The sequence below is a fragment of the Streptomyces sp. NBC_01476 genome, from assembly GCF_036227265.1.
Taxonomy (GTDB): domain Bacteria; phylum Actinomycetota; class Actinomycetes; order Streptomycetales; family Streptomycetaceae; genus Actinacidiphila.
In genome coordinates this window covers 8,338,218-8,350,044 of record NZ_CP109446.1, presented here as the reverse complement: position 1 = coordinate 8,350,044, position 11,827 = coordinate 8,338,218, and the positions used below count along the sequence as shown (strand labels likewise).

The 11,827-nt window shown below is 71.2% G+C and carries 10 protein-coding genes; 4 read left to right on the top strand and 6 right to left on the bottom strand.

Going from position 1 to position 11,827, the window contains the following annotated elements; all coding sequences use genetic code 11:
- Positions 1-655: 655 nt before the first annotated feature.
- The 4 genes from OG552_RS36200 to OG552_RS36185 form a co-directional block, all read right to left on the bottom strand.
- Positions 656-3,628: an Ig-like domain-containing protein gene (locus OG552_RS36200; RefSeq protein ID WP_329140437.1), complete on the bottom strand. Its 2,973-nt coding sequence runs from the start codon at positions 3,626-3,628 to the stop codon at positions 656-658.
- Between the two features lie 453 nt (positions 3,629-4,081).
- Complete coding sequence (locus OG552_RS36195; protein WP_329140435.1) at positions 4,082-5,320, bottom strand: PP2C family protein-serine/threonine phosphatase; 1,239 nt, start codon at positions 5,318-5,320, stop codon at positions 4,082-4,084.
- Between the two features lie 284 nt (positions 5,321-5,604).
- Complete coding sequence (locus OG552_RS36190) at positions 5,605-6,255, bottom strand: vitamin K epoxide reductase family protein (RefSeq protein ID WP_329140433.1); 651 nt, start codon at positions 6,253-6,255, stop codon at positions 5,605-5,607.
- Positions 6,252-6,818, bottom strand: a complete 567-nt coding sequence (locus tag OG552_RS36185) for a hypothetical protein (protein WP_443071123.1) — start codon at positions 6,816-6,818, stop codon at positions 6,252-6,254. Before OG552_RS36185 ends, OG552_RS36190 begins: the two co-directional genes overlap by 4 nt.
- A 265-nt stretch (positions 6,819-7,083) precedes the next feature.
- Here OG552_RS36185 and OG552_RS36180 point away from each other — a divergent pair, with 265 nt between their 5' ends.
- From OG552_RS36180 to OG552_RS36165, 4 genes are all read left to right on the top strand, one after another.
- On the top strand, positions 7,084-7,605 hold the full coding sequence (locus OG552_RS36180) for a pyridoxamine 5'-phosphate oxidase family protein (protein ID WP_443071122.1): 522 nt from the start codon (positions 7,084-7,086) through the stop codon (positions 7,603-7,605).
- Between the two features lie 205 nt (positions 7,606-7,810).
- Entirely contained in the window at positions 7,811-8,119 is a 309-nt protein-coding gene (locus OG552_RS36175) for a hypothetical protein (protein WP_329140431.1), read from the top strand.
- Complete coding sequence (locus OG552_RS36170; RefSeq protein WP_329140429.1) at positions 8,116-8,499, top strand: fic family toxin-antitoxin system, toxin component; 384 nt, start codon at positions 8,116-8,118, stop codon at positions 8,497-8,499. The genes OG552_RS36175 and OG552_RS36170 overlap by 4 nt, the downstream gene beginning before the upstream one ends.
- A gap of 312 nt (positions 8,500-8,811) precedes the next feature.
- Positions 8,812-9,030: a hypothetical protein gene (locus tag OG552_RS36165; protein WP_329140427.1), complete on the top strand. Its 219-nt coding sequence runs from the start codon at positions 8,812-8,814 to the stop codon at positions 9,028-9,030.
- A gap of 83 nt (positions 9,031-9,113) precedes the next feature.
- Here OG552_RS36165 and OG552_RS36160 read toward each other — a convergent pair whose 3' ends face one another.
- Complete coding sequence (locus OG552_RS36160; RefSeq protein WP_329140426.1) at positions 9,114-9,890, bottom strand: nucleotidyltransferase domain-containing protein; 777 nt, start codon at positions 9,888-9,890, stop codon at positions 9,114-9,116.
- A gap of 183 nt (positions 9,891-10,073) precedes the next feature.
- Positions 10,074-11,705: a M48 family metallopeptidase gene (locus OG552_RS36155; protein ID WP_329140424.1), complete on the bottom strand. Its 1,632-nt coding sequence runs from the start codon at positions 11,703-11,705 to the stop codon at positions 10,074-10,076.
- Between the last annotated feature and the right edge of the window lie 122 nt (positions 11,706-11,827).

The window sequence follows — 11,827 nt, the reverse complement described above, 5'->3', positions numbered from 1 at the left end:
TTGAAGTAACGCTGCCAGGCGGACCAGCCGCACACGGTCTGCACGGCGGAGCACCGTCAGGCCCAGACCCGTACAGTCCTTCAGCGTCCACAGCCACCGGACGAGACGAAACGCCGTACTTCCGCGGGAAGCTGCCGCCGGCAGCCGGCTCCACCGTGTCACGCACCTTCCCTCCCACCCACGACATATCACCGGCACGGCCGCGCGGCCCGCCACCGCTGCACAGCACTGCCGGAAACCCGGGACATCACCGGATGAGCGGACGGACACAGCCACACCCCACCGGCCCTCACAGCACCCCCACAAGCACAGCCGGACCACCGACCCGGACACGGCAGTTCCCACCGCCCACCACCCGCACACGAGGCACGAACCGAAACCCCCGCCAAACCGTACCGACGCAACCAGCGGACCACCCGCGGCGGTGACACCCCCGTCGACCCGCGCCCCCAGCAACAGCACCGGATCGGAAACACGCCCCCGACCACACCGGCCAGCCTGATCCTCCAAGCCACCCCCGCGGAAGGGGCGGCAGCAGAAGGCAGCGAGCGACAGGCGGCGGAACGGCACCGGCCCCTGCGTGCGGCGGGGCAGCGCCGCCGCAGGAAGGGGTTGGGACCCCGGGCCGTCTGTCCGGACGGCCCGGGGAACGGGGCTACCGGGGTGCCACGTTGTCGATCTCGAAACCGTCGAAGGTCGCGTAGGAACCCGACAGTTTGGTCACCGTGACCGTGTGGACGCCCGCCGGGAGGGCCGTGCTGGTGTAGACCGGAACGTCCGCGTGGCGTGCGCCGTCGGCGGGCACCGTGTTCACCACGGTGGCCGGGGCGCCGTCGACGGAGACGCCGATGTCGCCCTGGTCGGTGTACTCCTCGCCGAACACGGTGATCCCGGTGCCGATGAAAGCGGCCGTGAAGGAACTGCCGTCGTCCGTCGCGTAGTGGACGTCGTCGTCGAGATCGCCGTAACCCCGGCTGTCCAGGTAGTCCCAGGTGCCGTACACGATCGACGGATCAGTGTCGTTGACACGGGCCGCGGCCGGCGGCGTGCCGACGTAGACCAGGACGGCCGCCGACGCCTTCGAAATGGTCCCGTTCCGGCCGGCCTGCGTCGCGGACAGGCTGTGCTGCCCGGCCGGGGAGCCGGTCAGGGTGCAGGACCAGGTGCCGTCGGCAGCCGCGGTCGCGGTGCAGCCCGCCTGACCCGTACCGTCGGTGACGGTGACCGTGTTGCCCGCCACCGCGGTGCCGGTGACCGGGAACGCCGCCGCAAGGCCCGTGGTCCCGCCGGCCGGAGCGGTGATCACCGGACGCGGCACATACGGACCCACCGTGACATCCGTGCCGTCAGCGCCGGCCGGCACCGTGGCGATCAGGAAACCGCCGGAAACCCACCGCACCGCACGCGCCCGGTGCCCGCCGAAATACACCGGCGTCCCCGCCGAGAAACCCGCACCCGCGATGAGCACCCGCTCCGCCCCCGACCCCCCAGACACCCGGACCGGCGCCGAGACATAAGCGGTCTCCAGCGGCACACCCGCGGCCAGCGACCGGAACCCGCCGGTGACACCCGCACCCGCCAGCACACTGACCGGGATGTCGTCCGGCCCGGGAGAAGCGGGGATGACGGTGTTGCCGCTGACGTTGGAGTCGACCGGCGCCGTACAGATGTAGCTGCCCGCGGGGTCAGAGAAGTAATTGCCGGTGACCCAGAAATGCCCCGTCGCCGAGCAGCCACCCTGCGCCCCCAGCGACGTCAGCGGATGGAACTCCACGTTGCCGCTGAAGCCGATCCACTCCGAACCGGCGTCGTCATAGAAGGCGTTGAAGCGCGAACCGTCGTTGTAGACGACGTTGCCGGTGACATGCAGGCCATGGGCGAGAGTGGACGCGGCGTCGATCGCGCCGTCCGGCCCGTAGACGTACCGCGCCTGGTGGCCCTCCATGTAGATCGCGCCGCCGTCGTCGAGTACCTGCATGACGTTGAAGATCAGGTTGTCGCTGATCGTGTTGTCGGCGTTGATGTTGGTGGAGTTCTGCGGATGTCCGGCCTCGTCCACATGGCCCTGGATGACGCCCGCGGTGATCCCGGTGTACGGCAGGTCGTACACCTCGTTGTGGCTGATCGTGGTGTGCCGGCTGAACAGCAGCGTGATTCCGCACGCCGAGCGGTAATCCGTACCCACCGCGTGGATCACATTGTCCGACACCGTGGTGTGGTCCAGGATCTCGTTCGCCCCGACCCGGTCACCGCGTACCACCGCCGGATCCGGCGTGCAGTGCGCCTCGATCACCGACGCCGGCGTGACGGACGGGGTCGGGTCGTACGTGCAGCCCAGCGACAGCGCCGTCGACGCGATCGCGGTGAACTCGTTGCCCTCGACGACGTTGTGCGTTCCCCCGTACATGAAACTCAGGCCCGCACCCCCGAGATCGACAAACCGGTCACCTGTGATCGTCACCCGGCTCGCACCGCTGAACGCGACATTCGCCAGCGGCTGCGTGAGAGCACCCCACGGGCAGCTCCCGGCAGGGTCGGAGAACGTGCACAACCCCTGATTCGTGGCACCGGTACGGTGCAGATTACTCTGCACATCAGCGAAACCCGCCGGACCGGACGGCGCATTCCACGTGGCGTAGGAGAACTGCAGACCCGCGAAAGTAACATCGTGCAAGGGAGCGGCCAGGCTTCCCGCACCCTGCACCAGCGCCTCCAGCCGCGGCAGTTCAACATCCAGACCGGACACCGGCCCGCCACCGGCAGGCGCGAAGAAGAGCGTGTCGGTGGACGTGTCCAACGACCACTGACCGCCGGTCAGGAGACTGCGGGCACCCTGGATCGTGGCGGGCAACTGCGACACCGGCATCGACGGGAGCCCGCCGGTGCCCTGACTGAACGGGGCGATGTCGGTGACATCGGACCAGCAGGGCTGATCCATCACCAGCACGCTCCCGGACATCCGGGCGACACCGCACTTCGAGTCCGTCCAGGCGCCGTTGCCCGCGGGGTAATCGAACTCGACCTGCGCCAACTCCGCGGGCGTCAGGCGGGCGAACCACGCCCTGGCCGCTGGGTCACCCGACAGGTCGTAACCGGTCGCCGAACCCGCCCAGTTGCCCGAGAAATGCAGCGCGGCCGGGGTCGCCTGGGCGATCGGGGCCTGCTTCCCGTCGACGTAAAGCTGCCGCGAGGCACTCCCGTGCGGCACCCGCGCCGCCCACACACCGCTGCTGCCGACCTGGTGCCAGCCGGTGACCCGAGTGGCACCGGAGATCACCGGGCGGGCGCCCGGCGCGGCCTCCCACACCACCGGGTGACCCGGCTTGCCCGAATCCTCCGCGCCGAACTTCCATGTCCTGCTCAACCGGTACGTGCCACCCAGGAGTTCCACCCGCACACCCGCCGGCGCCCGGCCGTGCTCCACCACGCGCACCTCGGCCTGCGCCGTGGTCAGCGAACAGGGATTCCGCGCGGTGCACGCGCCGCCGTGCCCGTCAGGTGCCGCCCACAGCACCGACGCGCCCGCCGCCTGCGCGGGAGCCGCCACCACCCCCAGCGCTCCCCCGCCGACCAACCCGAACGCCACCGCACCACCGAGAAACTTCCACGCCGACGCCACCCAGCCCATGACCCCTCCGGGAAACCACCGCCCTACGGGCACGCCCGCAGGAACCCCAAGACATCCGATGAATGCGCAGCCTGGCATCCACCTCATCGCAACGTCAACACGCAGTACGCAACAGACTTCCCCTCAGGCGCGGCCAGTTGGCGCGGAGGGATCGGATGTACAGGTGACGTGAGACGAAAGGGCGGGTGGCGCTGGCACGAACGGCGGAGGCCGGCGCCTGCGGCACTCCGATACACGGGAGGCAAGCCGGCGACCACTCCCGCCAGGCCGCTTCCGGCTTCTCACGATCCCGCCCGCCTCACGGGAACAGGACGATCCAAGGGCCACCTCACCACCGACGACCGCCCACCGCCCGATGACAGGCGCCGGCCCAACGCAGCAGCCCTGCCGGGCCACCACTTCAGCACCGACGAGCGCAGCCGCGGGGCGGTGCCGGGATCCGCGGGGGTGGAGTCATTGGACGGGAGGGGGAGGTTCTGTTCTCGACGGGCGGGAGGCGTCGGTGAGGTCGGCGCCGGTTGCGGCGTCGCGTTCGGAGTGGCCGACGCCGTGCCAGTCCAGGCACATGACGGTCGCGTCGTCCTCCAGGTGGCCGTGGCTGGCCTCGACGATCGCTCCGATGAGGGTGCGGGCGGCCTCGCGGGGGTGCAGGGCGCGGGTGCTGACGATCAGGTCCGACAGGTCGAGGCTCTTGGCGTTGCGCTCCAGCATGCCGTCGGTCAGCATCACCAGCCGGTCACCGGGCCGCAGGTCCAGTGACTGCACCCGGTAGGTGTGCGGGGCCTGGACGCCGAAGGGCAGGTCGATCTCCGGAACGAGCTCCCGTACCTCGCCGTCCCGCATCCGCAGCGGCCAGGGATGCCCGGCGTTGACGAACTCGGTCCCGCCGTCGAGCAGGCTGATACGCAGCAGCTGGCCGGTGACGTAGCCCCGGCGGCCGTGTTCCCGCAGGGCCAGGTCGGCCTGGCGGGCCTGTTCGTCGAGTCCGGCACCCGCCCGCCGAGCCCGCCGCAGGGCACCCACCAGGAGGGTGGCCAGCAGCGCGGCGTCGACGTCGTGGCCCATGGCGTCGGTCACGGAGAGCTGGACGGTGTCCCGGTCGATCACGTAGTCGAAGGTGTCGCCACCGACATGGTCCGCGGGCTCCAGCGCCCCGGCGACCGCGAACTGCGCCGCCTCGCAGGCCAGCGACGCCGGGAGCAGCCGGTGCTGGATCTCCGCGGCCAGGCTCAGCGGGATGGTGCGGCGGCTCCACTGGTACACATCGGTGAAGGAGCGGTTCGCGATGACGATGTACGCCAGCGCGTGCGCGGTCTCGCCGATCTCCCGCATCACCTCCGCGCCCGGCGTCGCGGGCAGGAACAGTTCGAGGAGCCCGATGGCGTCCCCGCGGTTGGTCACCGGGGCGACGACCCGCACCAGCGCATCCCCGCCCTTGTCCTCCACCCTCGGCCGCTGGCTGCGGATCACGTCGTCGTACACAGTGCCCCGCAGCGAGATGCGCTGGGCCGGCTCACCGGTCTCGACACTGCCCGCGGCCCCCAGCCGTACGACCGAACTGCCGGTGAAGTCCGTGATCAGGAACGACACCGACGCGGCACCGAGGTGCTCCCTGAGCATCCGCGCGACCACGTCGAGCGACTCGACAGGCGCCGCTGCCTCCGCCGCCTCCAGCGCCCCCGCCAGTGTCATTGCCCTGCCCCGGCGGCTTTCGCCCCCGGGAGGACGAGAGGCCCGTCCGCCGTCTCCGTCCGGCCTCCCTGCGGTCACCGCGACTCCTCATGCTCGATTCATGACTCCGTCCCGGATACGCGCGGGACCCGTACCGGGCCCGCCACAGGACAGGTCACATTGCACCACGGGTCCCCCGCGGGTGACGACGGCACGGGGGCGCGGCGCAGGAAGGGGACCCCTTCCGGGCCGACGGGTCCCGTGGCGTGCAGGTCCGGCGTGCGGGTCCAGTGTCCGGTGTCCGGTCAGAGGAGGGTCTGCCAGTAGAACCAGAAGCGGACGCCGATCAGCATCAGGATGCCCAGGTACCAGGTCACGGGCACGGCCCAGTGGAATTCCAGCACCCCGCTCACCAGCAGCCGTGGCGCGCGGATGATGCCGTGCTTGAGGTTGTGCACGGTGATGTACCAGAACATGAGGATGGTGACGGCCCAGGCCAGCGAGCACCACAGGCAGAGCGCTCCGATGGAGTACAGCGCCTGCGTCATGAGCCACATGCAAAAGCCCGCGCCGAAGAGCATGCCGAGGTTCAGGCCGATCCAGTACCAGCGGCGGTAGCGGGCACCGGCCAGCAGGCCGAAGCCGGTCGCGACGACCACCGCGTACGCGGCCAGCCCGATCAGGGGGTTGGGGAACCCGAACACCGACGCCTGGTCGCTGAGCATCACGTTGGTGCAGGACAGGACCGGGTTGATGCTGCACGAGGGGCGGAAGTCCGGGTTCTTCAGGAGTTCGAACTTGTCGACCGTGATGACGAAAGAGGACAGCAGGCCGAGCGAGCCGGTGACGATCAGCAGCCAGGGCAGGGCGCGCCCGGCGCCGGTCCGGCTGTCTCCCGTACCGCCGCGGTCGCTGTCCTCGTCCGTGCCGGCCTGGCCAAGTACCGTGCTGGTCATCGTGGTTGTCTCGTCTCGCGTCGTTCCGTCGGGGCCTTGACCCCCGCCGTGGTGTCACCTGATAAGTGCTCGTCCGGCCGACTGCCGGCGGGGCCGCGGGCCGCGCCGGCCGGCCACAGGACCTCGACCGGGATGCCACGGGCGCGGGCGAAGGCCACCAGATGTGCGGTGGCGTCGCGGCCGTTGGACGGTGAACCGTCCCAGACGGCCAGTACCTGCCGGCAGCACGCGATGAGCCGCTCGTCCGCGCTCACGCAGGCGTCGCGGTCGGCCGGGTCGAAGGGCAGCAGGCGTACGTGTTCGGCCAGCATCAGCAGTTCCCCCGCCACCGCCTGGTCGGGCGCGGGCAGGGCGGCGGGCACGGTCTCCTGGGACGGCAGGAGAACGACCAGTTTCCGGCCGGCCTCGCGTACCGCGTGACCGAACACCACCGGCAGCCCGGCCCCGGCGCGCACCAGGCCCGCGGCGCCCTCCGCCAGGTGGTCCAGTCGCGCGCGCAGCTCCGCCTCCAGCAATTCCAGCGTGCCCGCGGTCAGGTCCGCGTGCCCGACGGCCGTGATCACCGTGCCGCTCCGTTCGTCGCCATCCGTGCCTTCTCCGTCGTCGTTCTCACCGGCCAGTACGGGGTCCGCCGCAGACGGGGGTGCTGCGGCGGACCCGCAAGATCAGTGAACCCGGAGGTGATCGCCCGGCGAAAGAGGCCGAACGGCCCTAGCAGACGGTGGCCGATCAGCCGTGTACTGACGCGAGCGGGCCTGCTGAGGGCACGGGTTGCCGTCCTTGTGTTCCACCAGCAGGCCCGCCCAGCCCGAGAGGACACGAAGCGCAGTGAACGACGAAGCCACCCGGCGGATCATCAAGAACCTGCAGGCCCGGCCGGCCCCGCCCGGACCACGCCTGACGGTCGGACTGGAGCGCGCCGAGGCGCTGCGGCTGCTGGGCAGCGTCTCGATCGGCAGGATCGTCTTCACGCAGCACGCGCTGCCGGCGATCCGGCCGGTGAACCACGTCATGGACGACGGTGACATCGTCATCCGTACGCACGAGGGCGCCGCCCTGGCCACCCAGACCGGGCAGGCCGGCGACCCGGGCGTGGTCGTGGCTTACGAGGCCGACGCCATCGACCCCGTCACCCACCTGGGCTGGAGTGTCGTGGCCACCGGTTACGCCCACCTGATCACCGCTCCGGGCGACCTCGCCCGCTACGAGACGATGCTGCGCACCTGGGTGGACCAGAGGATGGACTACGCGGTCCGTATCCACCCGGAGGAGGTCACCGGTGTCCGGCTGATCCCCACGCCTGGCGCTGGGGAGCCTGCGGCGGAGGCAGGGCCGGGCCGCCGGTCCTGACCGTGAACCGGGCCGCCGGTGTCCGGCCTGCTCAGCCGGCCTGACCGACCCCCTCGGCCGCCCGCCACGGCATCGGCTCGGCTTCGCTCTGTCGGGGCTCCGCGAGCCCCTGGCGCCGCGGTCGATCGCGTACGCCCGTGTGGGCCAACCGGTCACTCGTAACCGACTCCACCATCCGAGTGGTATCAGTGCTACCGTCGCCACCATGAGTGCATCGGACAGCAAGCCCGGGGCGATGAGCCTGCGCTTCCCCGACCCCGGGCAGCGCTCGGCGATCGCGGCGGCGGCCAAAGCGGCGGGCGTGAGCATGCAGGAGTACATCCTGTCAGCGGCTTACGAACGTGCCACCGCGGTCGAGGCCAGGTTCCTGGAGGCCTTCGACGCCTCCCTGGCCCGCACCCGTGAAGCGTTCGCCGAAAGCGGGGGAATTCTCGACCCCAGCCCGGACCAGCGAGCCGCCGAGGCCGCGGCGCGCCAGGGCGGCACGGACACCGGGCAGGGTCACGCCGCGTGAGCCAGCCCGAACAGCCCACGCTGGACGTCTCGTTCCTGCTGCACGCCGCCGAACGCCTGCCCGGCGACCCCCAAGTCGATGACCTCGGCCCCCTGTTCGCGGCGGCCGCCCGCGTACAGGCACACGCCATGGAACGCGACGTCTACGGCTCGGTCCACCTCAAGGCTGCCGCCCTGCTCCACACCCTGGTCGCGCTCCCCCCGCTGGAGCACTCCAACGAACCGTTCGCGTGGGCCAGTTGCGAGGCGTACCTCGCACTGCACGGCATCGCGCTCGACTACGAGCCCAAGGAAGCGGTCGCTCTCGTACGCGACACCGGCACCCGCGTGGCCGGAATCGCCCAGATCGCCCGACAGCTCCGGACCTGGACGCGGGGGTGAGTGCCGGCTGGGGGCGGCGCGCGGGTGTCCCGGCGGGGCAGACCCCGACTGACCGGCCGGGCGTGGCTGGACTGACGTAGCAGCCGAGCTGCGTCGAGAGTGGTCGGCCGGTGGGGTGTGGCCGCCGGTGCCGGGCGGAACGCGGTGCTTAGGGCGGCATGGGGGTGGCGGCGCCGATTCCGTTGCCGGCTCCTGGGCGTGGGAGTACGCCGAGCTTCCGCCTCTACTCCGCCGAATTCGTTTGAGCCTTGATCAATATCGTGCGGGTGGGAGGATGTTGTCCTGCTTGACGTCGACGAGAGAGGCGTGTGCGTGCGATCTGAGAAGCCGGCCACTGGCTCTGACGTGGTCGAGACGTCGATGCCCGAGGTACTTGAGGCTCTGGCGAACAGGCTTGAAGGGGAGACCGCCGCTTCTCTGGAGGCATTGAGTCAGCAAGCGGTGCGGCTGCGGGAGGAGACGGCTGCGACGGTCGCCTCGCTGCGGGAGCAGGCGGCCCGGCTGCGTGATGAACGGGACTTCTCCCGCTGAGACACGCTGCGTGGGCCCGCTCGGGCGGTGCTGGTGTTGGTTCGGGCGGGGCGACTCTCAGGTTTTGAGGGCCGGGCCCGCCGTTATGCGCTGAGGTGTTCGTGGAGCATCTGCCAGGTTCCGGCGGTGTTGACGAGGACGTTGGTGCCGCGCCCGCTTCCTGATTGCGGCCGTCCGCCGACGGTTCCGGTCCAGCTGAACCGGTAGCGGCAAACGGCGTGGTGATCGCTGTGGGTGATCCACTCCAGCTCGTCGATCCGGTAGACCTCATCGCGGATCGTGGCGAACGTCTCGGCGATCGCAGCGAGAACGGCTTCACGGCCGCGATGCGATCCGTCGGAGAACCAGTAGACAGCCGCGGGAGCGATCAGTGGCACAAGCTGGGTGATGTCGTGGCTGTTGGTGGCCTGCTCGTAGGCGCGGACGAACTCGGTGAGCGCGGCGGTGGGTTTCGGCATCGGCTGATCGCTCCCTCTGTCGTGCGCTGAGCCGGCGATGCCTCCTCCGCCGGCGAGGGCCTCGGCGGGGAAAGTGGCGCCGTCGCTCACCGAGCCGTAGTGCATCGTTCCGTCGGGGAGCGGTTCGTACAGGTGCAGGTCGATTCGCCGCCGGGCGCCGTCGTGCAGGACGAAGTTCCACGGCCGGTCGTCCGGCCAGGGGAGGACGCGGTCGACGCCGTGTCCGGACAAGGCGACGAAGAGAGGTTCCAGGCGATCGGTCGGCAGCCACAGGTCGAGGTCGGCGTGCTCCCGGGTCTGCTCCCCCAGCAGCGCGTCCACGCCCCAACCTCCGCCGACGCAGGCGTCCACGCCGTGTTCTTGAAGACTGCCGAGCAGTGCGACTGCCTCCGTCGCGGTCATGACGTACCGGCTCATCTGACGTCCCCTCCCGGCTCGGCCGTGTCTGCGATCCGGATGCGGCTCCGGACACTGATCGCCTTCGCCTCACCGTGCGAGACGCACCCAGGCCGATATGGTCCGCCGGTCAGCCGGCCCCGGCGGGCACGTACGCACGTCCCGCGCCCGGCAGGGTTGTGGTGGCGGTCAGGCGGGCACCCGCTTCGTGCCCGCGAGCAGGGCGCGCAAGGGGGCGGTGTCCGGGGTGTCGGCTGTGGCCGCGTCGAGGGCATCGTCCATCGCCTTCTCCCATTCCTCGGGGAGGGCGAGGCCGGGTTGTCCTGACCAGGCGATGTCGGAGGTGGCCTGTCCGGCCGCGGCGAGGCGCAGGTGGATCATGCCCGCGAGTCCGTCGAAGATCCTGGGCCGGATGAAGTTGCGGGCGGACGGACCGACCAGCCGCGCCGCCTGCGGGGGCTTGGGCATGCGGTCGGCGACCGCCATCCACAGCAGGTCGCGGTCGAACGCGTCGAGCACCTCCTCCAGGCCGGGCAGTTCGGCATCCGCCACCTCCTCGGCAGCAGCACGCGGGCGCCGCCCCGACTCGTCCACGCCTTGCGCCGCGGAGCGCAGCGCCCTGGCGACGGCGAGCCGCAGCGGCCGGGACCACTGCTCGGCGTCGGCGAGCGCACGGGCCATGACGAGGTCGTCCCAGCCCATGCGCCGCAGCCGCGCCGCCTCGGGCCTCAGCGTGCGCGCCTCCAGTGCGGCGAAGACCTGGTCCTGGTCGTGCAGCAGGGTGAGCGCGGCCGGTTCGCCGACGCGGTCGTCGGCCGGCGCGTCCTTCCCGTCGCGGGACAGGTCACCGGCGGGGAGCTTCTCGATCAGGGCGATCCGTTCGGCCAACGGCGGGTGCGAGTCGTACCGGTGCGGACGCGGCGGGCGTTTCCCGGCGGAGAGCGCGGCGAGGCGTTCGCCCGGCCGGGCGGCGAGCATCCGCGGGAAGCCGCCGTGCACCTCGCCCACCGGCGGCAGCGACCCCAGCGGGCCGCCCATCCCGGCGTACGTCTCCAGGTAGTACGTGTAGGCGGCATCGAGGACCGGAAGGGCGCGCAACGCGGCGGCGGTCGCGTCACGGCCGGCGTGCCGGGCGGCCACCGCGTCGGCGGCGAGTTCCTGGTGCCGGGCCACGGACTGCGAGGTCCGCAGGAACATCCGGGCGTAGCCGACGTACAGGCCGCCGATGGTCTGGTGCAGCCGGGTGCTTCCCCCGCTGAAGACCTCGACCGTGTGCAGGACCGCCTCGCGGCCGCGCATGGTGATGCCGCCGAGCCGGGTGTCGAGGTTGCCGTAGTGCCCGAATTCGTGGGCGAGGACGGCGCGCAACTGCGGGACCGTCAGCCCGGCGAGCAGCGGCAGGCCGAGGAGCATACGGCGGCGGCCGGGCAGCAGCCCCAGCAGGCGGCTCTGTTCGGCGACGCCCGCGTTGACCTCGGCGACCAGGTACAGCTCGTCCGGCGGGCGTTCCCCCGTCACCTCGGCGGCGGCGCGTACCTGCTCCCACAGATCGGGCTGCTCCTGCGGTGTGACCGCCACCGCGTTCGGCACCGGGGCGAAGCGCCCGGCCCGCAGGAAAGCGAACATGCCCCGCAGGATCGCCGCCGCCAGCAGAACCGTGACGGTCAGCACCGTGCCTTCGAGCCAGGCCGCACTCGCGGTGAACAGCTTCGTCACCAGCAGCCAGTCGAGCGCCGCCATGGCCGCCAGCAGCACGGCACCCATCAGGTAGAAACCGGCCAGCAGCACGAGCGCGCGGACAGCGCGCAGCCGGAACGTCATCGGAAGGTCCCCCCACAGGACTCGGCCGGCCCGGGCGGACCAGCGCGGTTCGCGGATCTTACCCCCGACTGGTGGCAGCCGCCGCCCGAATAATGCCGGGCCGGTCCGGGGGTACCTGCCGC

Coding starts and splice junctions, on each gene's coding strand:
- OG552_RS36195 (WP_329140435.1), bottom strand. CDS start 5,320: ATGACACTGGCGGGGGCGCTGGAGGCGGCGGAGGCAGCGGCGCCTGTC.
- OG552_RS36155 (WP_329140424.1), bottom strand. CDS start 11,705: ATGACGTTCCGGCTGCGCGCTGTCCGCGCGCTCGTGCTGCTGGCCGGT.
- OG552_RS36160 (WP_329140426.1), bottom strand. CDS start 9,890: ATGACCGCGACGGAGGCAGTCGCACTGCTCGGCAGTCTTCAAGAACAC.
- OG552_RS36190 (WP_329140433.1), bottom strand. CDS start 6,255: ATGACCAGCACGGTACTTGGCCAGGCCGGCACGGACGAGGACAGCGAC.
- OG552_RS36175 (WP_329140431.1), top strand. CDS start 7,811: ATGAGTGCATCGGACAGCAAGCCCGGGGCGATGAGCCTGCGCTTCCCC.
- OG552_RS36200 (WP_329140437.1), bottom strand. CDS start 3,628: ATGGGCTGGGTGGCGTCGGCGTGGAAGTTTCTCGGTGGTGCGGTGGCG.